The organism is Selenomonas sp. FC4001 (assembly GCF_000701565.1).
In the GTDB taxonomy this organism is placed as follows: domain Bacteria; phylum Bacillota; class Negativicutes; order Selenomonadales; family Selenomonadaceae; genus Selenomonas_A; species Selenomonas_A ruminantium_B.
This window is the reverse complement of the sequence record NZ_JNJF01000011.1, coordinates 122008-147889: the sequence shown is the minus strand read 5'-3', so window position 1 is coordinate 147889 and position 25882 is coordinate 122008. Positions and strand designations below refer to the sequence as shown.

22 protein-coding genes are annotated in these 25882 nt (G+C 50.0%); 7 read left to right on the top strand and 15 right to left on the bottom strand.

Translation table 11 applies throughout. The features are described 5' to 3' along the window. Positions 1-21 precede the first annotated feature (21 nt). The 6 genes from T320_RS05775 to folE form a co-directional block, all read right to left on the bottom strand. Positions 22-1062 (bottom strand): LacI family DNA-binding transcriptional regulator, encoded by a 1041-nt coding sequence (locus T320_RS05775; protein WP_051598452.1) that lies wholly within the window; start codon positions 1060-1062, stop codon positions 22-24. Positions 1063-1158: 96 nt separating this feature from the next. Further along, positions 1159-1833 carry a uracil-DNA glycosylase gene (locus tag T320_RS05770; RefSeq protein ID WP_026759560.1) on the bottom strand — a complete coding sequence of 225 codons (675 nt, stop codon included), beginning with the start codon at positions 1831-1833 and terminating at the stop codon, positions 1159-1161. A gap of 5 nt (positions 1834-1838) precedes the next feature. After that, on the bottom strand, positions 1839-2828 hold the full coding sequence (gene folK, locus T320_RS05765) for a 2-amino-4-hydroxy-6-hydroxymethyldihydropteridine diphosphokinase (RefSeq protein ID WP_037353864.1): 990 nt from the start codon (positions 2826-2828) through the stop codon (positions 1839-1841). A 1-nt stretch (position 2829) separates the two neighbouring features. Continuing rightward, complete coding sequence (gene folB / locus T320_RS05760) at positions 2830-3192, bottom strand: dihydroneopterin aldolase (protein WP_037353862.1); 363 nt, start codon at positions 3190-3192, stop codon at positions 2830-2832. After that, a complete protein-coding gene (folP, locus tag T320_RS05755; RefSeq protein WP_037353860.1) occupies positions 3185-4042 on the bottom strand; it encodes a dihydropteroate synthase in 858 nt (285 codons plus the stop codon). The genes folB and folP overlap by 8 nt, the downstream gene beginning before the upstream one ends. Continuing rightward, positions 4042-4608: a GTP cyclohydrolase I gene (gene folE, locus T320_RS05750; protein ID WP_026759564.1), complete on the bottom strand. Its 567-nt coding sequence runs from the start codon at positions 4606-4608 to the stop codon at positions 4042-4044. Before folE ends, folP begins: the two co-directional genes overlap by 1 nt. A 129-nt stretch (positions 4609-4737) precedes the next feature. Here folE and T320_RS05745 point away from each other — a divergent pair, with 129 nt between their 5' ends. Then, on the top strand, positions 4738-5448 hold the full coding sequence (locus tag T320_RS05745) for a phosphatase (protein WP_037353858.1): 711 nt from the start codon (positions 4738-4740) through the stop codon (positions 5446-5448). On the opposite strand, the gene T320_RS05740 is transcribed toward T320_RS05745, so the two are convergent. From T320_RS05740 to T320_RS05720, 5 genes are all read right to left on the bottom strand, one after another. Next, a complete protein-coding gene (locus T320_RS05740) occupies positions 5449-6042 on the bottom strand; it encodes an endolysin-like domain-containing protein (protein ID WP_197019382.1) in 594 nt (197 codons plus the stop codon). A 114-nt stretch (positions 6043-6156) separates the two neighbouring features. Next, positions 6157-7581, bottom strand: coding sequence for an L-arabinose isomerase (gene araA / locus T320_RS05735; RefSeq protein ID WP_026759574.1), 1425 nt, complete (start codon positions 7579-7581; stop codon positions 6157-6159). 29 nt (positions 7582-7610) lie between these two features. Next, positions 7611-9218 carry a xylulokinase gene (locus T320_RS05730; RefSeq protein WP_037353854.1) on the bottom strand — a complete coding sequence of 536 codons (1608 nt, stop codon included), beginning with the start codon at positions 9216-9218 and terminating at the stop codon, positions 7611-7613. Between the two features lie 80 nt (positions 9219-9298). Beyond that, on the bottom strand, positions 9299-10726 hold the full coding sequence (locus T320_RS05725) for a sugar porter family MFS transporter (protein ID WP_026759576.1): 1428 nt from the start codon (positions 10724-10726) through the stop codon (positions 9299-9301). Positions 10727-10936: 210 nt separating this feature from the next. Then, positions 10937-11821, bottom strand: a complete 885-nt coding sequence (locus T320_RS05720; protein ID WP_037353903.1) for a LysR family transcriptional regulator — start codon at positions 11819-11821, stop codon at positions 10937-10939. Positions 11822-12147: 326 nt separating this feature from the next. Between T320_RS05720 and T320_RS05715 the strand changes: the two genes are divergently transcribed. Beyond that, the gene (locus T320_RS05715; protein ID WP_037353851.1) at positions 12148-13317 is read left to right on the top strand and encodes an exonuclease SbcCD subunit D; all 1170 of its coding nucleotides are present in this window, start codon (positions 12148-12150) and stop codon (positions 13315-13317) included. Continuing rightward, positions 13314-16505 (top strand): AAA family ATPase, encoded by a 3192-nt coding sequence (locus tag T320_RS05710; RefSeq protein WP_037353848.1) that lies wholly within the window; start codon positions 13314-13316, stop codon positions 16503-16505. The genes T320_RS05715 and T320_RS05710 overlap by 4 nt, the downstream gene beginning before the upstream one ends. A 70-nt stretch (positions 16506-16575) precedes the next feature. Here T320_RS05710 and T320_RS05705 read toward each other — a convergent pair whose 3' ends face one another. The 3 genes from T320_RS05705 to T320_RS05695 are packed head-to-tail and all read right to left on the bottom strand — an operon-like array spanning position 16576 to position 20394. Further along, positions 16576-17856: an S-layer homology domain-containing protein gene (locus T320_RS05705; protein ID WP_037353846.1), complete on the bottom strand. Its 1281-nt coding sequence runs from the start codon at positions 17854-17856 to the stop codon at positions 16576-16578. Positions 17857-17888: 32 nt separating this feature from the next. Then, positions 17889-19244 (bottom strand): C4-dicarboxylate transporter DcuC, encoded by a 1356-nt coding sequence (gene dcuC / locus T320_RS05700; protein ID WP_037353844.1) that lies wholly within the window; start codon positions 19242-19244, stop codon positions 17889-17891. 16 nt (positions 19245-19260) lie between these two features. After that, positions 19261-20394 (bottom strand): M20 family metallopeptidase, encoded by a 1134-nt coding sequence (locus T320_RS05695; protein WP_037353843.1) that lies wholly within the window; start codon positions 20392-20394, stop codon positions 19261-19263. A 191-nt stretch (positions 20395-20585) separates the two neighbouring features. Here T320_RS05695 and T320_RS05690 point away from each other — a divergent pair, with 191 nt between their 5' ends. Both T320_RS05690 and T320_RS05685 read left to right on the top strand, forming a co-directional pair. Further along, the gene (locus T320_RS05690; RefSeq protein WP_037353841.1) at positions 20586-21488 is read left to right on the top strand and encodes a LysR family transcriptional regulator; all 903 of its coding nucleotides are present in this window, start codon (positions 20586-20588) and stop codon (positions 21486-21488) included. Positions 21489-21669: 181 nt separating this feature from the next. Next, the gene (locus T320_RS05685) at positions 21670-22461 is read left to right on the top strand and encodes an alpha/beta hydrolase family protein (protein WP_231465852.1); all 792 of its coding nucleotides are present in this window, start codon (positions 21670-21672) and stop codon (positions 22459-22461) included. An 87-nt stretch (positions 22462-22548) separates the two neighbouring features. Here T320_RS05685 and T320_RS05680 read toward each other — a convergent pair whose 3' ends face one another. After that, on the bottom strand, positions 22549-23259 hold the full coding sequence (locus T320_RS05680) for a cysteate racemase (RefSeq protein WP_037353838.1): 711 nt from the start codon (positions 23257-23259) through the stop codon (positions 22549-22551). Positions 23260-23401: 142 nt separating this feature from the next. Here T320_RS05680 and T320_RS05675 point away from each other — a divergent pair, with 142 nt between their 5' ends. Next, entirely contained in the window at positions 23402-24358 is a 957-nt protein-coding gene (locus T320_RS05675) for a LysR family transcriptional regulator (protein WP_037353835.1), read from the top strand. Positions 24359-24371: 13 nt separating this feature from the next. Beyond that, entirely contained in the window at positions 24372-25877 is a 1506-nt protein-coding gene (preA, locus tag T320_RS05670; RefSeq protein WP_051608614.1) for an NAD-dependent dihydropyrimidine dehydrogenase subunit PreA, read from the top strand. Positions 25878-25882: the final 5 nt, after the last annotated feature.

Genomic DNA, 25882 nt, shown 5'->3' with positions numbered 1-25882 from the left:
TGTAAATTATAGTTTTATCGTTCAGGCCATACCGGGCATGGCATTCAGTGAAGGTTCATCCACAGCAGCGTTAAGGTCACGCACGCTCTCACGCTCCACGAAGAACAATGGCATATCGAGATTTGTCTCCTCCCGGCCCTTGCCCCGTAACAGGTTCAGAATATAGCTGGCCGCCTTCATGCCCATGAGTTCGTAATCAAAGGCCACGGTAGTCAAAGCCGGATAGACAACGGCGCCCACATCATAACCGCCAAAGCCCACCACGGAGATATCCTCCGGCACATGGACGCCCCGCTCATGGAAGTAACGCAGAATACCCAGACTGATATTATCCGTAGCCCCCACAACAACGCTGGGGGCTAATTTGCGTATTTCCTCTGCCTGGTTATAGGCGGACAGGAAATCAAAGCCCGTTTCGACAAAGTCCACTTTGGCATCCGTCCGGCCCTCGCAAAAACCTGCCACAAAGCCTGCCTTACGCTCAATGCCCACAGCTTCATCACTTTCCGTGACCCCGGCAAAGACCGCGTGCTTATGCCCCATCTGCCGCAGGTAAACACCCATGCGGTGCCCGGCAGCAGCGTCATCGATTTTGAGGCAATGCACCTCCGCCTGCTGCTGGCCGGTATAAAGAATTGGCAAAGACCATTCCTTGGCCCGCCGCACATGCTCCGGTGTAATGCCAACCGAATCCACCAAAATGGCATCCACGCCCTGTTGCTGGAGCTTCTGCATGTTCTCCAATTCCTTTTCGCCGGACAGCTGACTTACCAGCAAAATGCTCTGATAGCCCTCCGGTTCCAGCACCCGGGTAATCCCCGCCAAAAGTTTCCCCACGGTAACGGAATCCATGCGGGGCAGCACAATGCCAATCAATTTGCTCTCGCGGGTTTTGAGCCGCTTGGCAAAAAAATTCGACTGAAAGCCCGTCTCCTCAATAGCCTTGCGCACCCGCACCTGTTTTTCTACACTGATATAACCGTTATTCAAATAGCGGGACACTGTACTCTTGGATACGCCCGCCAGTTCTGCCACATCTTTTATGGTTACTTTTTGTTCCATATAATACCCCAACTTCCCCAAGTATCGAGTTTTCTAATAATATCTTAGGAGATTTTGGTCAAAAAAGCAAGAAAAATATGGAACTAATTCCACATATCAAATATTAGGCAGCTGCCAGTTGATAGGTTCCTGTCCTGTGCTCTGCAAAAAGTCATTGACCCGCGAGAAAGGACGGCTGCCAAAGAAGCCACGGAAAGCCGACAGAGGACTTGGATGCGGGGATTCCACGATAAAGTGTTTCGGATTGGTAATCATGGCCTTCTTGCGCCGGGCAGGCGAGCCCCAGAGGATAAAGGCCATGGGCTTTTCGCGGGCATTCAGCAGTTCGATAATCTTATCGGTAAACTGCTCCCATCCTTTCCCCTGATGGGAAGCCGCCTGATGGGCGCGGACCGTCAGTACCGTGTTCAAAAGCAAAACACCCTGCTCCGCCCAGGGCTTCAAGCAGCCGTTATTGGGCACAGTGCAGCCCAAGTCCGTAGAGAGTTCCTTAAAGATATTGATAAGCGACGGCGGCGGCTCCACGCCCGGCATTACCGAAAAAGAAAGCCCATGCGCCTGCCCATCCCCATGATAAGGGTCCTGACCTAAGATAACCACCTTCGTATCGGCGTAACTGGTATAATGCAAGGCATTAAAAATCGAATACATATCCGGAAAAATCTGACGGGTGCGGTATTCGCTAATCAAAAACTGCCGCAGTTCGCGGTAATATGGCTTGGCCATTTCGTCCCGCAAAAGGTCAGCCCAGTCATTATGAAAAATCTCCATTGAAATTACCAACTCCTATATTCAGCTCCCGCCCGCAATAACCTCACAAAGGAAAGCCCGCTCCGAGCCTCCCTTGCCGCCTCGAAAAACTCTTCGTGAGCCGGAAAGAAAGTATCTGCCGCGAACTTCCCCGTAACTTCCGTCAGCATAATCTCCTTCGCATAAGGCAGCAGCAGCGAGTAAATCTCCCCGCCCCCCATGCAGATAAACTTTCTGCGAGGCTGTTCCACTTGCAACCTGCCCAACAGCGTCCATAGCTCCGCAAGATTACGGCAGATAAGCACATCATCCCGCACCAGACTCCGGGATAACACGATATTTATCCGCCCCGGCAAAGGCTTTCCTTCCGGCAGCGATTCGAGCGTTTTCCGCCCCATAATCACGACATGCCCGAGCGTTTCCTGCCGAAAATGCTGCATATCCTCCGCATGATGCACCAAGAGTTTTCCCTGCCGCCCAATGCCCATCTGTTCATCCACGCAGGCAATCATCGACAAGGGATACGGCTCACAAAGCTCTGCGGCAGGATGGATTTCCTGCTGCTGAATCTTTTCTTCCCTGCACCAATCTGCCACCGCGCGCCTTTGCACCAGTAAATCCGGCGCAATATCCCGCAGGGGCAGCAATACAAAGGCCCGCTCCATCAGATAGGGATGGGGCAGTTTCAATTCCTCTGTGTTCGAAGCAACACCTTCTGCCCAAAGCAAATCAATATCAATGGTGCGCGCCCCCCAATGTTCATGGCGTACCCGCCCCAAAGCCAATTCAACCTGCTGGGTCTTATGCAAAAAGTTCAGCGGCGACAGTTCCGTTTCCACCATCGCCGCCGTATTGATAAATGCTGGCTGCTCCAGATTGCCCCAAGGGGCAGTTTCATAGAAAGGAGCCACCGCTTTTAAGGCTGTTTGGGGCAGGCAGGCAATTTGCCGCAGGGCTTCCCGCAAGGTCTCCCCGCGATTGCCCAAATTTGCCCCCAAACTCAGATAAATTTTCATATCAGCTCCGCGAACGCACGACACTAATTGAAGCGTCCGTGAATCTTCCCGGCAGGGGTGCGTGGGGCTTATGTACTGTTACTCGCACTTTTTCCACCAAACGGAAATCCTTCAAAACTGTCTGGGCGATTTCTTCGCCAACCACTTCAATGAGCTTGCGCGGTTCGCCTTCCACGATTTTCTTCACTACGTCGTAAACTTCGGCATAATTCACCGTGGCCGTCAATTTATCGGATTTGCCTGCTTCCTTCAAATCCAAATACATGGAAATATCCACGATAAATTCCTGCCCCATCTGCCGTTCACTAGGCAAGCAGCCGTGATAACCATAGAAATTCAAGCCTGTCAGTTTAATCTTATCCATTTTCCTTGCTCCTTAAAATCACATCTGTCATCCGGCACATCCGTACAATCGGCTTCACATCATGCACCCGCACGATGGACGCGCCCTTCATAATACCAACCACGCAGGCAGCCCCGGTGGCCTCCATACGCTCCTCTACAGGCAGATTCAACGTCTTGCCAATAAAACTCTTGCGGCTGGCAGCCAGCAGCAATGGATATTCCTGTCCAGCCACCGTTAAGAGTTCCTCCTGCCGTCGCAGAACCTCCACATTCTGCTCAGCCGTCTTGCCAAAGCCTATGCCCGGGTCAAAGATGAATTGTTCGTCCTGCATGCCCGCGCCCCGGCCAATGCGCAAAGATTCTTGGAAGAAGCTCTGCATAGCGTCGATAATATCGCCGCTGTATTCCGTGCCATTCTGATTATGCATCACGATTACTGGCAGGCCGCATTCGGCCGCCACCTTGGCCATTTCTCCCGGTTCAGCCGCATACTGCAGGCCCCAGATATCATTGAGGATATGCGCCCCGGCGTTAGCCGCCGCCCGCGCGGTTTCCGCTTTGAATGTATCCACCGATATGGGCACTGGGGAGTTTTTGAGGATTTCTTCCAACAAAGGCATGAGCCGTTCCATTTCCTCGCTGGCCGGCATCGGCGTAAAGCCCGGACGGCTGGATTCAGCGCCCACATCGATGATATCGGCACCGTCGGCCACCATTTCTTCCAAATGGCGCAGTGCCTTGTCCCGCGTATTGAACTTGCCGCCATCGGAAAAGGAATCCGGCGTGATGTTGAGTATGCCCATGACCAATGTTTTTTCGCCTAAAGTCAACGTCTTGCCATCCGCAAACGTGTATTTCCGTTGTACCATTATGCCTTTTCTCCTCCCAAAATCATCCATGCCTGTTGATAAAGGGCGGTATCTTCCTTAAATACGCCATTGCATTCCGAGGTTACCGTGCGGGTGCCATGTGCCAAATCCCCCCGCATGGTCATGCAGAGCTGCTGGGCTTCGATGATGACCAATACGCCTCTGGCCCCCAAATCCTTCTGCACGGCCGCTGCAATCTGCGCGGTAAGTCTTTCCTGCAGTTGGGGCTGATGGGAAAGCTGCTCCACCAGTTTGGAGAACTTGCTGAAGCCTGCTACCCGTCCATTTTCCGGCAAATAAGCAATGCTGGCCTCCCCGAAAAAGGGAACCAGATGATGCTCGCACATGGAGTAGAACGGCACATGTCGCACCGCCACAATGCCATCCGAACCTGCATCAAATGTTTCTCCCCAAAGCGGTTCCGTCTCCTTGCCCATTCCGTTAAACAGAAACTCATACATCTGTGCCACCCGGGCCGGCGTCTTTTCCATGCCCCGGGCCTTTATATCCACGCCTACGGCTTCCAAAAATTCACTCATGGCCTTTATCGCCCGCTCATTTGCCAAAAAAAAACCTCCCCGCAACTTTCTCCCTATAATATACTACAATCATACGCGATAAGCTAGGTTTTGCTATGGTAAAATATCCCTAACTGCGCTATGATGATAAGGAATATTTTAATTGGAGGTTTTTTTATGTTAGATTTGCTCGATGTCCATACCCATACCATCGCCAGTGTTCACGCTTACAGCACCCTGCGGGAAATGATTACCGCCGCCAAGGAAAAGGGACTCAAACTTATCGGCATTTCCGACCACGCGCCCTCCATGCCCGGCTCCTTTCATGAATATTATTTCTGCAACTTCAAGGTCATCCGCCGTGATGCCTACGGCATCGATTTAGTCATGGGGGCTGAACTCAACATCATCGACTATTCCGGCAGCACAGACTTGCGTCAGGATTTGCTCGACCGCATGGACTATGCCATTGCCAGCCTCCACGACCCTTGCATAAAGCCCGGCACGAAAGAGCAGAACACCGCCGCCCTGATTGGTGCCATGAAAAATCCCCGGGTCAAAATCATCGGCCACCCGGACAATCCCAAATATCCTGTGGATTTTGATGCATTGGCCAAAGCCGCCAAGGAAAATCACGTGCTGCTCGAATGCAACAACAGCTCCTACACACCCGGCGGCAGCCGCCAGGGTTCAAGAGAGCTTGCCGGAGAGCTGCTCGCAGCCTGCCAGAAACACGGCACTATGGTAATTATGGGCAGCGACGCCCATATTGATTTGGACGTTGGCAATCATGCCTGCGCACAGGAACTCATACAAAAATACCAGTTCCCGGAGGAACTGGTAATAAACAGCCAGCCAGAACGCTTCAAAGAGTGGATTGGAGCCTGATTATTTTCCTGTATAGCGGTAAACCTCTGTCCACCCGCGCCCATAGGCACTATAGCAGTCGATTTCGCCGCCCTGGTCGCCGGTGCGCCAATCGCCGCCCTGCCCGTTTTGCACACCTTTGGCTTCCACGGTCCAGCCATCGCCAACATACAAAGCCACATGATGTGCCGGATCACAGAGAATATCGCCACGCTTCAGATTGTTTTTCACAGCCTGCCAGGAATAGCGGGTAAAACCGCCGATTCTCTGCAAATCAGGCCAGATGGTATCCGCATCACCCGTATACTGCTTGCCATGATAAAGCCTCCTATAATCAGGATTTTTATGCCAGGCCTCAATAATCGGAAAGCCCGCGTGCTCCAGAGCGTGATAGATGAAGGATGAGCAGTCATAGTCCGGGCCTTCGCGGGAACCTGTATAAGGACGGCTAGCCGTGGCGTTTTCCTTTCCCTGACTATAGCCATGACGATTATCGGCCGCTGTCTTCATGGCCCAAGCGATGGCTTTTTCCATGGGACTGCTGTTTGACGCACCTGCCTGAGCAATAGTGCCCCCCAGCAGCATAAATTGCACCACCAACAAAGAAATTACCAATACACAGTTTACTCTTTTCATAGTTTCACCAACTTCATAAAAAAAACGAGTCGTTCATCTGTACTTATCATACAAGATGAACGACTCTATTACAATAGGGGCTTTTTATAGGACTTAGCAGATTTCAACGAGATTTACGCCCAGCATTACGCCCAAGTCATGAATCTGTTCTTCCGTGAGGCGGAAGGACAGTACCGTGTGATGGCCGCCGCCAGCTTTAATCCATTCGGTGGAACCTTTCTTGAGGCCGCATTTCGGCGTCCAAAGCTGTTTTGCCACCGGCAGATGCGGGGTTTCAGCCTCTGCTTTGCGGCAGTCAACAGGATAGCTGATCATACGGAAACCATCGCGGAAGTCAGCGACCGTTACATCGACTGCTTCGCCATCAGCGCCGGTGAATACCAGACGGGCCGGGTCATCCTTGCCGCCGATATCGAGCGGATGAACTTCAACTTTCGGTTTGTCGCTGGCAATCGTCGGGTCAACTTCGAGCATATGCGCACCGAGGATTGCTTCATGGCCTTTGCGCAGGTCAAGGGTATAGTCTTCCATAAATACGGTACGGTCATTGTGGGCCATGATTTTCAGCAGGCGGGTCAGAGCAGCATGCTTCCAGTCACCTTCAGCAGCGAAGCCATAGCCGTCACGCATCAGCATCTGGGCAGCCAGGCCCGGCAGCTGTTTGAGGCCCTTGAGGTCCTGGAAGTTGGTGCAGAAAGCATTGTAGCCTCTATCATCGAGGAATTTCTTGATGGCAATGTATTCGCGGAGCTGATAGCGTACAGATGCCTCAAATTTTTCCTGCGGGTTGTCCTGCGGATTGAGCGTGTACATTTCAGCCAGTTTCTTGTATTCTGCGTCGATGTCAGCTTCCGAAACAGCATCTACCTCATCCACGAGTTCACCGACCGGCCAGTAGTCAACCGTCCAGCCGAGCTGAATCTGAGCTTCTACTTTATCACCTTCGGTAACAGCTACGTCACGCATGGTATCACCGAAACGGCAGACGCGGATATGGAAGCTTTCGTTGTAAGCTACAGCTACATCCTGCCAGTCAGCAATTTCCTTCTGAACTTCCTCGTCACCCCAGTAGCCATAAACAATCTTGTTGTTGATGTTCAGACGGGAGTTAAGATAGCCGTATTCACGGTCGCCATGAGCACTCTGGTTGAGGTTCATGTAGTCAAAGTCAATCGTAGCGTAGGGAATTTCGTTGAGATACTGGGTAGCCAGATGCAGGAGCGGTTTCTGCAGGAGTTTCGTGCCGCGAATCCAGTTTTTGGCTGGAGAGAAGGTATGCATCCAGGTGATGATACCAGCTACTTCATCATGATAGTTGACATCCTTCATGAACTGCGTGATGCCATCAGCCGTGGTCATAACGCCTTTGCAGACGACCTTATACGGCAGTTTGCCGCTGGCATTGAGTTTGTCCACAATGTCCTGCGTGTCACGTTCTACATTTTTGAGCTGTTCTTCACCATAGAGATGCTGGCTGCCTGCAACAAACCAAAATTCATAATTTTTTACTTCCAACATTGAAATTACTTCCCTTCTACATTATTGACTTATTTATCCGCGACGACTTTACCGGCCTGCTGTTCCAGCGGCAGACCTTCCTGATAAGCCGCAATAAACTTCTTGCAGCCCTCAACACCTTCTGCATTAGGTGTCAGCGTGGTGCTTTGAGGATTCTTGAAAACCTTGGTATCCAGGAAATCCGGCAGGCTTTCCTGACCTGCATTTGTCTTGGCGTAGACTGCCAGCACTGCCATGCCCCAAGGACCGCCTTCGCTGGCAGTTTCCATTACGGTAATGGGAATCCCCAGACTGTCGGACAGCACCTGCTGTGCAATGACCGGCGTCTTGAACAGACCGCCCTGAGCCACCATCACATCAGTCTTTACACCTTCATCCTTAATCAGCACATCCATGCCGATTTTCAGCGGCGCAAAGGCACCGTAGAGCTGCGCCAGCATGAAGTTGCCCAGGCTCATATGGCTGTGCGGGGTTCTGACAAACAACGGCCGGCCGGCTTCCACGTTGGTGATATTCTCACCGGAAAGGCAGCTGTAATTCACCAGACCGCCTGCATCCTTGTCGGCGCCCTGTACAGTGTTGAACAAGGTGCTGTAGAGTTTTGCCGGCGTCTGTTCGTGGCCAATGGCCTTGGCAAATTCGCCGAACATATTCACCCAGGCATTGATATCAGAAGAACAGTTGTTAACATGTACCATGGCAACATTGGCACCGTCAGGGGTTGTTACGATGTCGATATCGCGATGCACCTGCTTCAAGGGTTCATCCAACACATTCATGGAGAATGCGGAAGTACCTACAGAAATATTGCCCGTGCGTTTGCGCACGCTGTTGGTGGATACCATACCCGTGCCGGCATCCCCTTCCGGCGGTGCCATGAGGGCACCGGCCTGCAATGTGCCAGTGGGGTCGAGCAATCTTGCCCCGGCTTCCGTCAGATGACCGGCCTCCACGCCAGCCCGTAGGGATTTCGGCAGTATTGCCGTCAGCTTCCAGGGGAACGCTGCCACTTCCGGCAGGCCATCGAAAATCTTGACCATGCCAGCATCATAATCGCCCGTTGCCTCATCAATCGGGAACATGCCCGAGGCATCGCCGACGCCCAAAACCTTCTCACCGCAGAGCTGCCAATGAATGTAGCCTGCCAAAGTCGTTAAGAAGTCAATATCCTTTACGTGTTCCTCACCATTCAGAATGGCCTGGTACAGATGGGCAATGCTCCAGCGCTGCGGAATATTGAAGGAAAGTTTCTCCGTCAGCTTATCTGCCGCTTCACCCGTGATATTGTTCCGCCAGGTGCGGAAGGGCGCCAGCTGCTTGCCGTCCTTGTCAAAGGGCAGGTAGCCGTGCATCATGGCACTGATGCCGATGGAACCAATCTGTGTCAGGGACACATGATAGCGACTCTTGACATCCGCTGCCAGCTCCTTAAAGCAGGTCTGAATTCCCTTCCAGGCTTCGGACATTTCGTAAGTCCAGATGCCGTCCACCAGTTGGTTTTCCCATTCAAAACTGGAAGTTGCCAACGTTTCACAGTTCTCGTTCACGAGCACGGCCTTGATGCGTGTGGAACCCAGCTCCACCCCTAGTGCCGTAGCACCGCTTTCAATGCTAGCCGCATTTTTTACCAAGTCCATAACCAATAACCTCCTAAATGATGACGGTTATATCTTAATATACCGCCTCGTCCACATCAGATATGAACGAGGTCGTATATTTAGCCCATATTTGTCGCCGGGCAGGCTTCATCTTTTTTTTCGTGTGCAATTCCCGCTGCTTCAATTTCTTCCAGCGTTGCACCACGCGTTTCCGGTACACAGTTCCGGATAAAGGCTACGCCTAAGAGGCAGATGCAGCCAAAGATGGCAAATACGGCGGCCTGCGAAATGCTGGCGGTCATAATGGGGAATAACAGACCGACCAGGAAGGAGCCAATCCAGTTGAAGGAGGAAGCCATACCGGAAGCACGGCCGCGAATTGCCAAGGGGAATATTTCACCAACAATTACCCAGGTAAGGGGTGCCCAGGTAAAGGAGTAAAACGCAACATACACACACAGAAAACCAACAATCATCATGGGGTCCGTATCCGGCACAATGCTGTTGATAACAGCCGGCAGGATGAAGGACAGGCCCATAACCGTGCCGCCCAAAGTCAGCAGCGTGCGGCGGTTGAAACGGTCAGCCACAGCCAGGAATACCAGCGAACCAAGAACCAGCAGAATGCCCTGAATAATCGGCCACATCAGCTGGGAGCTGGCGGCCTGACCCGTAGCCTGTTCCACAATCAGCGGAATGTAATAGAAAATTGCATTAGCGCCCTGGAACTGCTGGAAGGCAGCCACACCAACGCCAGCGGTAACCAGATAGCGATATTTATCAGAGAGAAGTGTACTAAAGGAAGTATTGGCAGCTGCTGCCGATTCTTCCTGAGCCGTTTCCTGAATATCGCGGAGTTCTGCATCCACTTCATGTTTTTCACGGATAAAGCCAAGCACCTGACGAGCTTCCTCAATTTTGCCATGACGGACGAGGAAACGCGGAGATTCCGGCAGGCGAAGTACGCCCAAGAACAAAATGATGGCAGGTACGGCGGCCAGACTCAGCATGAGTCTCCAAGCCAGCGTTTCCGGCATATCTTTTAATAAGAAGTCAACTACATAAGACAGGAGCATACCGGATACAATCATGGTCTGGTTGATACCGGAGAGCCGCCCGCGCAGACGAGCCGGAGACATTTCCGACATATAAGCCGGCACGAGTGCAGATGCTGCACCAACAGCCAAGCCCAAAAGCACACGAACCGCAATCAGATATAGGGAACCGTCCTGCGGTGCCAAACCGGATAAAATCGAACCTACGACAAAAATAAGTGCTGATAAAAGAATCATTTTGCGGCGGCCCAGCTTATCAGAAAGCTGACCTGCTAAAGCGCCGCCAAAGATGGCGCCGAACATTACAGAAGAAGTAATCCAGCCGATAATGCTGGCGTTTCCTGCCAGGCCCCAGTCATTCTGCAGAAAGGGAAGTGCGCCGGTCATAACGCCGATATCATAGCCAAAAAGAATACCACCAAACGAACCAAAGAAATAAATGAATGCGCTGGAGATTTTCTTCTCCTGTGCATTAGAGGAACCCATTGTCATTGTGTACTAACCTCGCTTCTTTGTTGTCTACCATTGTGATTTACCATTCTGTGTTCGAGCACATTTATAATATAACATTACCAAATTGCTTTGTCAATGTTTTTATCGTTTTTTATTTGTGCTATATTTATAAATCTTTATGGTATTTTCAGTAAATTCTTTTTATAAGAAGGCCCCCGGCAAAGAAATCTGCTGGGGACCAGGATTGTGTCACCGTGCACAGTTGCCGGTGATTTCCTTTAGATACTTAATGAGCAGCCGCTCGTCATCATAGACCTGCCGGCCCTTCTTGGTGACGATGCCGGAATTGATATAGAAGGGTTCTTTCATGGGAATAACAACCAAATCATCCCGCTGTAGAACAGCCTGACGTGTTAGGAAGGTACTGCCAATCCCAGCCCGCACCAGATTCTTGATGGTATGCAGATACGGCGAATAATGCACGATCTGCGGCTTGCCGTTCTCCTTGGCATACATATCATGTACCATGCGATAGACAAAGAAACTGCTATCCAATAAGACCAGCGGTTCTTCCTGGACATCCTCCAATGTAATATATGATTTTGCCGCCAAGGGATTTTCCGGACGGGTTACGAGACAGCATTCGCAGGCAAAGAGCTTTTCATAATTGAGTTTTTGGCTAAAACCGGCTTCATAGTTGGTAAAGGCGATATCGAGCTTCTCCTCCTCCACCATGTTCAAGGCAGAGATACCGCCGGATTCAATGATATCCAGGCGGATTTCCGGATGCTGCTGACGGAACTCACCCAGAATCCGGGGCAGGAATTGTGTCCCGAGCTGCAAGGGCATCGCCATGCGAATATGATTGCGATTGTGTGCCATGTCCTGAATTTCATCATCTAACTGGTCTATCTGGTCCAAAATGTGTTTGACTTTGCCAAGTAATTTGCTTCCCTCATTGGTAATGAGTATCTTTCTTCCTTCACGATGGAAGAGATTCAAGCCCGTCTCTGCCTCCAGAGTCTGCATGGCTACACTGATGGTAGGCTGGGAAACATGCAGATGCTCCGCTGCTTTGGTGATATTCTGCCATTGGCAGACTTCATAAAAATAACGCATCTGTATAAGGGTCATCATTCTTCACCTCATCATTCTGTTCTTTTTATTATAACCCCGTTGTTCCACTTTTACCACAGGCAAACCTTCTCTTGTCAGGACACAAAACATATAGGAAAAACTTATACATTTATCAAAAAACCGTATTTTACACTTCCCTATTTCTATGACATAATACTATTTATCGAAGACTTGAGAGTATATAACTGTTGTATATTCTCTCTTCCTTTCCATAACACAACATCACATTAGAAAAAGTCAGGCCAGTCCCCTTGGGCTGGCTTTTTCGTGCGCAATTTTCGCGGTATAATAGAGAGAGCAATTATCCTACAGGAGGCGCAGCCATGAAATTCTTTCATCTATCCGACCTGCATATCGGCCTGAAGCTGATCAACCATGACCTGACCGAGGACCAGCAGCATATATTGGCACAAATCGTCACCAAAACCCGTGAACGCCAGCCAGAGGCCGTTGTTATCGCAGGGGATATATATGATAAGGCCATACCCTCAGCAGAGGCTGTAGGCCTGTTTGACGAGTTTATCACCCAACTGCATCAGGCGGTGCCCCATGCGGAAATCATGCTGATTTCCGGAAACCATGACAGCGCCCAGCGGGTCAATGTATTCCGCCAGGTGCTGGCCAGTCATAAAATCCATCTCATCGGCCTGCCCCCCATGGAAGAAGATGAATACATCCCCAAAGTCACCCTTAGCGATGAGTACGGCCCGGTAAACTTCTACCTGCTGCCCTTCGTCAAGCCCTCCATGGTCAAACGCATCACAGGTACGGATGAGAACGGAAATAATCTATCCTATGACGCCGCCCTCCATGCTCTTGTTGCACGTGAAACAATTGACCAGACGCAGCGCAATGTGCTGGTCAGCCATCAATTCTATCTTTCCATCGGAGGCAGTGCTGATGATGTCACTCGTAGTGATTCCGAAATCATCACCGTGGGCAATATCGACTCCATCAACGGCGATATACTGGAGCAGTTCGACTACGCCGCCCTTGGCCATATCCATAAGCCTCAAAAACTCAACGGCAAGGATTGTTACCGTTATTGCGGCACACCTTTGGCCTGCTCCATCAGCGAGGCTGGCCAAACTAAGGGAATCATTGAGGTGGAACTGGCGGAAAAAAACAATGTTAAGACCACCGTACTCCCCCTGGAACCACTGCACCCTGTCCGCAAACTGAAAGATACGCTCCGAAATATACTGGCCCTGCCTTCTGATGATTATGTCAGCATCACCCTCACGGATAAAGAGGACTTGGATGTCTTCGACATGCAGGACAGACTGCGCGAAGCCTTCCCCAACCTGTTAGAAATCCAACGGGAAAGTCAGCGGCAGGTCAACTATCAGCAAAAGATTACGGCTCAAGATATCCTTTCCCCCTTCGACCTCTGTAAAAATTTTTTGGAAGATATTGACCCAGAAGAAGAAAAACTGCTTACAGAAATCATCAACGACATACAGCAGTCGAACGGAAAGGAGAAACAGGCATGAAACCCATAAAACTGACCCTGCAGGCCTTTGGCTCCTATGGGGAGCGAACCATCATTGACTTTACACGTCCCGTACAAAGTCTTTTTCTCGTTACCGGAGATACCGGTGCAGGCAAGACCACGATTTTTGATGCCCTGGTCTACGCCCTTTATGGCGAAAACAGCTCCAATACCAACAAAAAAAACGGCAACGACCTGCAAAGCCAGTTTGTCGGCAGAGATGTCACACCATTTGTGGAGCTGACCTTCAGTGAAGCCAAAGGCGGCGCTGAAGAAATCTATACCGTCCACCGCTCCCCTGCCCATCTGCGCAAACGCCAACGTGGCCAGGGCGGGGATATCCCTGTCAATGAAACCATTGCGCTGACCATGCCTGATGGCCGGGATTTCAGCGGCAAGAATAACGAAATCAACAATAAGCTGCAGGAAATCATCGGCCTGACCAAGGAGCAGTTCATGCAGGTCGGCATGATTGCCCAAGGGGAATTTATGGAACTCCTGCGCACAGACTCAGGCACAAAAAAGGAGATTTTCCGCAAGCTGTTCAACACCGCTATTTTTCAACAGATTACGGATAACTTAAAGGAGCGGAACAAGGCAGCCCAGAGTGAAATGGATAAACTCCTGCTGCGCTGCAAACTGAAAGCCGAAGATATACAGCTGCCGGAAAATATAGCCTCTGACCATTCTATAGCCGAACTAAAAGCAGCCATTATCAAGTCCGAAAAGCCGAATATCGTCACCATCGAAAAACTGCTGGAAGAATTGCCCTCTCTCTGTGAAAGCCTTGCCCAACAGGAAAAGGAACTCAAGCAGAACTTTACGACGCTATCGGCGCAAAGAGAACAGAGCATATCCCAGTATACTGCAGGAAAACTTCTCGCAGGCGCTTATGCTGAATTGGATAAGATTACGGAACAAGAAAAGGAACTCGCAGCCCAGCAGAGCGATCAGGAAAAAAATGCCCAACTCGCTCAGGCAATCATGGATGCCTATCAGATAAAGTCAGCCCATGACCTCTACGCCAGTCAGGCAAAACTCCTGCAGGATACCATGGCCCAAAAGGAACGCGAAACAGCCCGCCTTCCCGAACTCAAAACAGCTGAAGAAACAGCCACGAGCCAAAGTCAGGCAGCCAAGAAGGCATACACACAGGAATTATCCGCCTTCTCCGCACTGCAGACAAAAGTTACGGCCGCCAAAGAAAATTTTGCCGCCATAGCCGCATCCGAAAAAGCCTGTGCCGCTGCCCAAGCGCAAGCTGCTGCTGCCCAAATAGAAAAAGAGAAGGCACAAAAAAGCTTCGCCGATTTTAACGAGGACATCAAGCAATGGAACAAGCGCTTTCAGGAATTATCCTCAGCCGCAGGTGAAAAACAGAAATGGGCAGAGAAACAGGGGAAAGTAGAAGCCTGGCAAAAACAACAGCTGGAACTGGCAGAACTGGACAAAAAGCGCTCAGCCGCTCATGACGCAGCAACACAGGCGCAAAATTCCTTCAAGCAGGCAGAAGATAACTACCAGCAAAAACGTGATGCCTATGAACACGCCCATCGGATTTTCCTGAATGCTCAGGCTGGCCTTTTAGCGGCCGACTTAGAGCCCAATATGCCCTGCCCGGTCTGCGGTTCCACCACACACCCCCATCCCTATGTCCTGTCTGCCAGTGAACAACCGCTTGAGCGGCAGGCATTGGAAGACTTACAGAAGCAGGTCAATCAGCTCAACATTCAGCAGAGCAAGGCCGCGCAAAAAGCCAGTGAAGCCCTGACAAACTGCAAAAATCTCACGGAACAATACCAGTCTGCCAAGGAAAAATTCACGGCCAGTCTGCAGGAAGCCAAAATTCCCGCCGACACCAGCCTGTCTGCTATCGCTCAGGAATTGCATAAATGGGCCGCCGTCATCCAGCAGAAACTGCAAAAATATTCGCTGGAAGTACAGGAAGCCAACGCGCTCAAAGAGAATCTAGCCACCAGCAGCAATAAGCTCGCAGAACTGGAACAGACCGCCCAAAAGGCCGACACAAGGCACAGGGAACTCGAAACCAAGTGGCAGAGCCTTTCCAGCCAGCTGACCACCTTAAAAGGACAACAGACCTATAATTCTCCTGCCGCTGCCGAAGCAGCGTTAGAGGCCGGTCAAAAACAACTCCAACAGGCACAAGAAAAAGCGAAAAAAGCCGAAGGCGAACTGGCAGCAGCCCAGAAGTCCCGACAGGAAGCCGAAACCATCATCAAAGACTGCAGCCAAAAAATTCCCCAGCAAAATACGGCCAAGGAAACAGCCTATGAAGCCTATCAAAAGCACTGCACAACCAAAAATATGACGGAAGCGCAATGGCAAGCCCTAACTGCCGAATACACAGCTCAGGATGGTGAGGATAAAAAAACTCGTTATCAGCAGTATAAAAATACCGCCTTAAAAGTTCAGGGACAGAAAGAGACACAGCTAAAAAATATCAACGGCCAGCAACGTCCTGACTTAACCGCTCTTGCCGCCACACAGGATACGCTTAATGTTCAATGGCAGGAGCTTGGTGACAAGCTAAAACACCTGCAGCAGCTGCGACAACGCAATGAAGAAGCCACTGCATCCTTACGCGAACTCATGGGCAATCGCAACAATAAAATTGCCGCGGCGGCGCGCATCGAAAATCTCTACAGCCGCCTCTCCGGTAAAATGACGGGCAGCCGCATGGATATTGAAACCTTCGTCCAGCGCCATTATTTACAGCAAATCCTTCTGGCCGCCAATTACCGCTTTGCTGAGATGTCCGCCGGACAATTCGAATTGCGCCTGATGCCTGTGGAAGATGCGGGACAGGGCAAGAATCGCGGCCTCGACCTCCGGGTTTATTCCACCGTCACCGGTCAGGAGCGCGATATCAAAACGCTCTCTGGCGGCGAGTCCTTTATGGCCGCCCTGTCACTGGCGCTAGGCCTGTCTGACCAGATTCAAGCCAACACCACCGCCATCAACCTCGATATCATGTTTATCGATGAAGGTTTTGGTTCCCTTGATGACCACTCCCGCAGTCAAGCCATCAAAGTCCTCAAGCGCCTCTCTGCCGGCAATAAACTCATCGGCATTATCTCCCATGTAACGGAGCTCAAACAGGAAATCGACAACCAACTCATCGTCAATAAAAACGAAAAAGGCAGTCATGTTACATGGCAAATCAGCTGACACAAAGGCCCTGCAAGCAAAAACGCTTGCAGGGCCTTGTTTCACGTGCAACATGAAGGAAACGATAGGATTAGAACCAATACTCTACGCGGGCGAACAGTTTTTCTGCCTTGCGGTCATTTTCGAGCTGCTTGCCCCGAAAATAAATTGCCTTAGCCTGCACATTGGGGAAAATGGTATACTGTGCGCTAACTTCTACGCCCTTCGTATTATAGAAGGCGCCATCACAAGATGGATACATGGATGTATTAGCGCCTTGATGACGATACGATAGATAAGCCCCCCATGAGCCTTGATGCAATTTATTGGCGCCCTTATAGGCAAGATGCAGCAGTCCGGAACGATTATAGTAATCTGCGGCTGTATTCTGCATATAAGCACCGGTCAGAGAAACATTCTTGTCAAAGCGGTAAGTTGCCGCTGCTTCCCAGATATGAGCATTTTCCTCATTGGCTCCTCTGCTGTAAAACGTGTCTTTAAACATACCACTCTTAAGGTGATAATAAGCACCGGTCAATGAAAGCTTTCCCGGATTAACCGTTACGGCCAAACTTTGTATAGATGCTACATCTTCAGAAGCTTTGCGCTTGGTGGCTCGATTCAGTGCTTGTTCATAACGCAGATTAGCCTTATTTATGCGTCCTGCACGAGCCTGCACCTTAACCTTATTCCCAAAATTAACCTCTACACCGGATAATTGGGTAAAGAACATTAAATTCTTGTCATAACTTGTCGCATCCGGAATACGCCCTATCTTCACATTGAAATTCTTATAATTTCCCTGCGCCCACAAACGCTTTAATTCCACATCACCCGTGTCATCTTTTTTTGTATCAATGCTCGAATCTAGCCGTGCATGCACATTCCAATTCTTATTGACCTGTGCTTTAGGTTCAAGACGCAATAAAAGCGCCTCCTTGGTGGAATCCTTCGTTTTTCCCGTGGTGTCCTCGGTCCGTTCACTGGTGTAAGTATATCGAACTTCGCCAGACCACTTTACCATATCAGCATTTCTCTCTAACTTGGCCACACGCACACCAAAATTATTTAATTCCTCAGCAAACTCAGCTGCCAGCTTATCCACAAGGCCTTTGTCAGCTGGATTGCCCGTTTCTTTTGCCATGGCCTTAGCCACCATCTGCGCCATTTCATAGCGGGTGATATTGCGTGCCCCTTGATAGCGGCCATCACCATAACCTTCGATAACCCCGTCAGCAGCCAGTGTCGCTATGGCCTCGTACGCCCAATGCTCTGCGGGCACATCAGAAAAAGGATTTGCGGCAGCGCTGGCCCCCGCAGCCGTTCCCACTACCAGACTGGCTGACAACATGGCTAAAACTGTTTTTTTCATAACCTGCACTCCTCTTTATCCTAAAATATTAATTACACCAGTACAGACATCACAAAAGAGGTAACCAAGGCCACCAACATCGGAATTGCAGTTCTTTTTACTACGTCAACCGGCGATACATCAGCCACCCCAGCTACAGCAACCACCGCTGCAGTAATTGGCGAAGCGCTGCGCGCAATACTGGACGCCATCTGCATGGGCGTTATCATTGCGGCAGGCAAAATGGCCATTTTTGCAGCAATGTCCGGTACCAATGCCCCGAACGAATAAAAGGGAGCATTGCCTGACCCCATAATGACAGCAGATACCGTAACAATCAGAACCATCACCAAGGTTATTCCGGCTGCGCCGAAACCAGAACTCTGGGCACCGCTGATAATCATATCCACGGCCCCAATTTTCGTCAAGCCATAGGCAAATGTCTCACCTGCAACAATTAGGGTAATGACCGTAGCAAAAATCTTTCCCATCCCATCAAAGAAAACTTTAATGCTGTCAAATACAGTCTTTACGTCCCTTGTACGGACTAATTCAAACAACATGGCCAGCGCGATGCTGATAATCATCGCCGTAACCACCGGCATCTTGATGGTAGATATACACAGCTTGCTGAAAACAAGCACAAGTGCTATGGGAACCAGCGGTAAAATCGCATAAATAGCAGGCGGCAGAGAATCGTCCTTTTCAGCGGCCACAAACGTCATCGACTTCGCCTCTACACCATCCCTCCGGTCAAACCAGCGCTGTACCAAAAAATGCGCTACGGCAATCGCGAAAATTGTAACCACCGCTATGGGAATCTGCTCGCCAACAAAATAATCCGCCACGTCCAAACCGGCCGTTTTCGCCGCAAACACAGCAGTACCAGATGCCGGTCCTAAATCCAGACAAGGTGCTGTGGCAATGACCGCCGCCGCTGATAAACGGCTGACCCCCAAACTGGTCAGTACAGGATAAAGCGTTGCCATCAGCAATACACACAAGCCTGCCGCGCTGGGGATAACGATATTCAGCAGCTGCCCTACCACATAGCTGACCGCTAAAAGCAAATACGGAGATTTCATCATACTTAACGGTTTAGCAGATAAATGAACCAAAACACGACTTGCCCCGATATGCTCCATATACTTAGCAAAGCCGCCCACAGCCATAATGAGCAAACCTATCCCAGCTGCGCGGGAGCTAAAAGTATCCTCGATAAACTTAAAGATATCAAACCAGACCATTCCTGTTGTTTTCTTGCCATCCAGCAAAGGATACCCCATTAGTATTGTCATGGCCATCAGAAATATGCCGCCAGCAAAAAGCACCGTCTGGGCATTTTTCTTCTTTAGAATCATATAGGCCACAATCACAGTAGTTATCAGAGCCAAGGCCAACGCTAACATAAACTCTCCTCCTCTTTTACCGTAAACCGACAATATGCTGTATAATCCGGCACAGCAATTCGTAGCGGGGAATAATACTATCGATTTCCAGATACTCACCCTCACTATGGGCGCCACCGCCCACTGGCCCTAAACCATCAATTGTGGGGATTCCTTCAGCTGCGGAAAAACTGCCATCAGAACCGCCACCGCTGGCAGTCCAGCCAAAATCGACCCCGATTTCCTGCCCTATTTCATCAATGCGTCGGCAAAGCTCCATGGTTTTTTCCGTAGGAAGCATCGGCGGTCTTGTTATGCCACCTTCCACGGTAGCTGCCGTTCCCTCTACATGCGGCTGATTATGTAATGCATTCATAACCCCAGACACACGCTCTATTTCGGCCTTGTCATAATAACGTACATCAATTGCAGCACCGGCTTCTCCCGGTACGGCACTTATGCCAGTCCCCCCCCAGACCTTGCCTACATTTACCGTAGTCTCCTTGGTAAGATTGGTGGCCGACTGCAGGGCAATAATCCAATGAGCTAATTCCTCAACGGCATTTCTACCTGCTTGATAATCCACACCTGCATGCGCAGCTACCCCTTTGATATTGATATGGTACCTGGCAATTCCTTTGCGTTTATGAACCAGGTTTCCATTGGCACGACCAGCTTCCAGGACAAGAACGTAGCGGCTTTTTCTGGCTAATTCCGTAGAATACGCTGCCGAATACCTTGAACTTATGCCTTCGTGGTCACTATTGAGAAACACACAAATAGATGCTTCTTGCAGAGCGCCTCGCGCCTGTAGATTTGCCAGTGCATAAAAACCGCTCAACATACCCGCCTTACAATCGATTACCCCAGGACCATAAGCGCGGTTTCCCTCTACTCTAAAGGGGCGCTTAGCAGCCGTTCCCAGTGGAAATACCGTATCCATATGCGCCAGCACCAATACATCATAATGGTCAGTCTCTCTGTTTACAATTCGCAGACAAGGTGCAATGGTCGGTGACAACCTGACTTCTTCGACCAGCCAGCCGAGCGATTCATACTTTCCCTTCATAAAAGCAGCAATCTTACCGGCACCTTCTGGCTCAGAGGAAACACTGTCGATATTGACGAGTTCAGCCAGTTCGTCCAAATAGTGCTGTTTTTCCAGCTCCATACCAACTACCTCCTGTAAAACATTATTGGATAAAACAAAATGTCATGGCCACACCATTATCATAATATTTGCTAGACTAAATGTAAAATTCGCAATACTTCTAAATTTATTAGTCAATCTAATTGGACAAAATATGACAAAGCAGTATATAATGATGGCGAAACCGAAAAAACGCAGAAAGGTGATGCGTCATGCTCTTGCGGCAAATACAGTATTTTATGGCGGTAGCAGAATCACACCACTTTACAAAAGCAGCGAAACAACTCTTTGTCTCCCAGTCTGCTCTATCGCAGCAAATAAACAAACTCGAAGAGGATTTAGGGGTTAAACTTCTTGACCGCATTTCACATCCCATTACATTGACCCCGGCTGGTGAAGAATTTTACCGCTATGCCCAAAAGATAATAGCCGATATCAATCATCTTGAGCTGCAAATGCAGCACTATGCCCGTGACAATCAAGGCACTTTGCACGTCGGCGTGATTACGGGTCTTGGAAAACTCCCCCTTACCGATATATTTTCTAAATTCAATACCGAAATCTCCCCGCAAATGCAATTTTCCCTGACCAATTGTCTGAGCAAAAAACTCTGCCACATGCTGGGCAATCACGAAGTAGACATTGCCATTATGGCTGTCCCCAACGAATTGTCCACTGCAGAATTTGAACTGCTCTCCTTACAGCATGAACCCTTTATGGTTATTCTCCCCCCAGCCCATCCGCTGGTGAGTCAAGCACAAATAAACCTGAAGGACTTGCAGACCGAAAATTTTATCTTCCCTACGGCTGAAAATGTTTCCTATGATGTCTTTATGGCAGCCTGCCAGAAAGCGGGTTTCACCCCGAATATCGTTACCTACTGCAATACGCCCGGCCAGCGCATTGACCTTGTCCAATCCGGATTAGGCGTCAGTCTGATTTCGGAAAGCGGTTTGACCTATTTCAACCACCATGCTGATGTTGTATCCCGCACTTTAACAGAGCCCTTTTACAAGCATATCGCTATGGTAAGACGGCGGGAGGAAAAACATCCGCCTCTGGTCGATAAATTCTGGGAATATATCCGTACAAACTACGGTCAGGAAGAAGCTTAACTGACAGATTCTTACCGTTAGGCGGATATGATTATTTATATCACCCTTGAAAGGAGTGCTTTTAATGAAAGGTCGTTCTCTACTTATGGGGTTGTTGCTGCTATTAACGTGTATCCTTTTGCCATCTCACGATGTCCATGCACAAAAACAGCCACTCCCCACCGGTCTAAGTGCCTTTTCCATGGCGGAAACGGCTGGCGCCACTAGCGATTCGCTAAAGGTATATACCTACAAGCCAGCCGCCTGGCAAGATGGCCGCCCCATCGTCGTCGTCTTTCACGGTCTGAAGCGCAATGCGGAAGAATACTGCCAAGGCTGGAAGGAATATGCGGAAAAGCATAATTTCCTCATCGCCTGCCCGGAATTCACCGAGAGTAAATTCCCCGGCGTACGGTATTACAACTTCGGCAACGTTATCGACAATGACAACACGGGTGGAAACGTGCAGCCGCAAAAACAGTGGATTTTCCCGGTAATCGATAACATCATCAAAGAAACCAAAAAACAGGCGCATGCCAAGAAAAGCCGCGTCATCATCTATGGCCACTCTGCTGGTGCCCAGCTCGTCCACCGTTATGTACTCTTGAACAAAGGCACCTCTGCTGACCTCATCATTGCGGCGAACTCCGGCTGGTACACCATGCCCGATGAAAGCATTCCTTACTCCTATGGCATAAAAGGACTGAACCTGACGAAGAAAGATTTCCGTAATGCCTTTACTAAACCAGTTGTCATTCTCTTAGGTGAAAATGATACACTTCGTTCAGGAGCTCTGCGCAAAACCCCCGAAGCAGATGCACAAGGTCAAAATCGTTTGGAACGCGGACATAACTTCTATAAAAATGCACAAGAAAAAGCCACCAGTTTGGACTTAAAGTTTAACTGGCAGCTGATTACAGTACCTGGCGTCGGCCACGACGGTACGGGTATGGCAAAAGGTGCAATCCCCCTTATTGAAAAACTTGCCCGCTAACCCCCCTTACAACATTTTACACACGAACAATCCCCTGCAAGGACTCTGCTTGCAGGGGATTGTTTCACGTGCAACATATAGACGACATTATGCAATCATGGTTCCATCCGTAGCTTCCATCTTGGCAAATTTAACAGCCGCCTTGGCCAGCTCGTCAGTGGAGTCAATAAATGTGCCCTCCAGCCCATACATATCTACAGCCACAGGCACTTCCGTACAGCCAAGAATAAAGGCCTCAGCGCCCTGCGCCTGCATTTCCTTCAGCAGCTCCCTAACCGCTGTCGTATCATAAGCCTTATTTGTGGACTTGACCCCATCGTAAATCATATCATCAATCAAATGCTGTTTTTCTACAGCCGGCATGATGCATTTAATCCCGTTTGCCTCCAAAGTCCTCTGATAAAGTCCCGTGCGGACAGTACCACTAGTAGCCAACACCCCAACGGACTGATAGCCCTTTTCTTTGACACTAGCAGCAGCCACATCGATGATGGAAAGCACAGGAATGGTAATCTGCGGCAGGATTTCCGGCAGGAAATAATGCGCCGTATTGCAGGCAATGATGATGAAATCCGCTCCAGCCATCATCAGCCGTTTAGCGCTTTTCACCATTTCCGGCGCCGGCGATGCCCCCTGTCCCATAATCGCCTTGGTGCGGTCGGGAACCTGTGAGTTGTTATCCACCAACATGGGAATATGTTCCTGGTCATTCTTCGCTGGTGTAGCCAAAATGATTTTCTTCATCAAATCCACGGTAGCCATTGGCCCCATACCGCCCATAATGCCGATTGTTTTCATATTGCTCACTCCTCGTATTTCTTCAAGAAGATTTGCGTACGTTCATCTTGCTTAAAGCATAACACTGGGATAAAATATAAGCAAATACTTATAACTATATAAAAGATATAAAATATTTTTATATATAAGGATGTGAGACCTTATGACTGGCATGGACTATGTTTATACGGTCTATGAAGAAAAGAGTTTTTCCGGAGCAGCCAAAAAGCTGTTTATGACCCAACCGGCCCTATCCGCTGCCGTTAAGAAAGTAGAAAATGAAATCGGGATGCCAATATTCGACCGCTCCCGTTCTCCCCTGCGCCTCACAGATGCAGGTCAGGCCTATATTGAAGCCGCCGAAAAGATTTTCCAGATACAGAAAAATCTTCATCGTTATATAACCGACTTAGCTGAGCTGGAAACCGGCAACCTGGTGATTGGCGGCACTAATTTCGTAACCGCCTGCTTTCTGCCAACACTCATCCGGCAATTCAGCGAAAAACATCCCTTGATAAAACTTTCCGTTGTTGAATCCAGCAGTGCGGAACTATTCGCCGGCTTAAAAAACGGCACCATTGACCTCGTCATCGACAGTGGCGAATGCGATACGAAGGAGTTTGAATCCCTGACCTTCTTTACCGACCGCATCATGTTGGCTGTCCCCAAGAGCATGGATAGAGGGGCCACCGAACTTGCCTACTCCCGGCAGGATATCATTGCAGGCCGGCATCTTTCCCCCGGTGCGCCCGCTGCTGACCTCAAACATTATGCCCACACCGCTTTTCTGCTGCTCAGCCGGGGCAACGATATGAACCGCCGGGCCAAAGGACTGCTCCGGGCTGTGGGCATCGAACCCCCGGTGCGCCTTTACCTCAATCAGCTGATGACGGCCTATCACATGGCGGCCGCAGGCCTGGGGGCTACCTTTCTCACAGACACACTTATCCGCATGGCCGCTCCCAATGACAACCTCAATTACTACCTCATAAATCATCCGCTGATGGAACGGGAAATCTTTATCGCGGCACCACAGAAAAAATACCGCCCCAAAGCCTTGCAGGCATTTTGGGACAGCGTGGCGAATATCTACGTCAACGATGTGAATACATGCCAATAGGAGGATTATCGTCATGAAACTGCACAGCATAACCCGACGCAGCGATATGCTAAAATGTATGCTCTGCCATAATGCCCCCTGCGACAGTGCCTGTCCCCACGGAGTAGAGCCTGACAAAATTCTCCGCCATATTTGGTTCAACAATGAGGATTATGCTGCAGCCGGACTGGCGGAGAGCAATCCCTGCGCCGACTGTCCAGCGCCCTGCCAACAGGCCTGCCTGCGTCCGGGGGAAGTTCCTATACAAGAGCTTATCACCCGTCTCCATGAAGATGTTGCCCCTTATCTGGATATTCCCCAGCCTAGCGACGAGTCGTCCCTGCAAACAGATCTCTGCGGCATTCCGCTTGAAAATCCCTTTCTGCTGTCCTCATCCGTTGTGGCCAGCACCTATGATATGTGCGCCCGTGCCTTTGAAGCCGGCTGGGCGGGTGCTGCCTTCAAGACCATCTGCACTTTGGACATTCACGAAGCCTCTCCCCGCTTTGCCTCCATTAATGGCGCTGACGGCAGTATGATTGGCTTTAAGAATATCGAACAGCTCTCTGACCACAGTGTCCCAGAAAACATGGCCATCTTCCGCCACCTCAAAGAAAAATATCCCTCAAAATTCATTTTAGCCTCAATCATGGGGCAAAATGAAGCGGAATGGGGAGAACTTGCCCATACCTGTCAGGAAAACGGTGCCGATGCCATCGAACTGAATTTTTCCTGCCCGAATATGATGGAGGAAGGACTGGGGTCGGATATTGGTCAGGTACCGGAACTGGTCGAACGCTTCACGGCAGCAGCAAAAAAAGCCACGACCATTCCGGTTCTGGCAAAACTCACCCCCAATGTTGCAACAATGAGTCCTGCGGCAGAAGCCGCCCTGCGAGGAGGTGCAGACGGCATTGCGGCCATCAACACCATCAAGAGCATCATGAACGTCAATCCCCATACCTATATTTCCAGCCCTGCTGTGCATGGACAATCCGCTGTGGGTGGCTACAGCGGCAACGCCGTAAAGCCCATCGCTTTGCGCTTTATCGCGGAACTGGCCAAAAATCCTCACCTGAAAAATTTACATATCAGCGGCATGGGCGGTATCGAAACCTGGCGGGACGGCTTGGAATTTTTGCTGTTGGGCGCAAGTTCCCTGCAAGTCACGACAGCGGTCATGCAATATGGCTACCGTATAATCGAGGATTTTAAAACCGGCCTGAACTACTATCTCCATGCCAAAGGCTTTAATTCCGTAAAAGATGTTACTGGTCTGGCACTCGACTCCATAAGCGAGACTACTGATATACTGGAACGAGATACCATTATTTTCCCCCAATTTAATCACGACACTTGTCTAGGTTGCGGCCGCTGCGTTATCTCCTGTGCAGATGGCGGCCATCAAGCCATTCACTTAAATGAAAAACGCCAACCTATTTGGGACGGAAAAAAATGCGTTGGCTGCCATCTTTGCCGCCTGGTCTGCCCCACTCACTCGATATTCTCAGCCAAAAAGAGGATAAGCAGACAACATTAAATGCC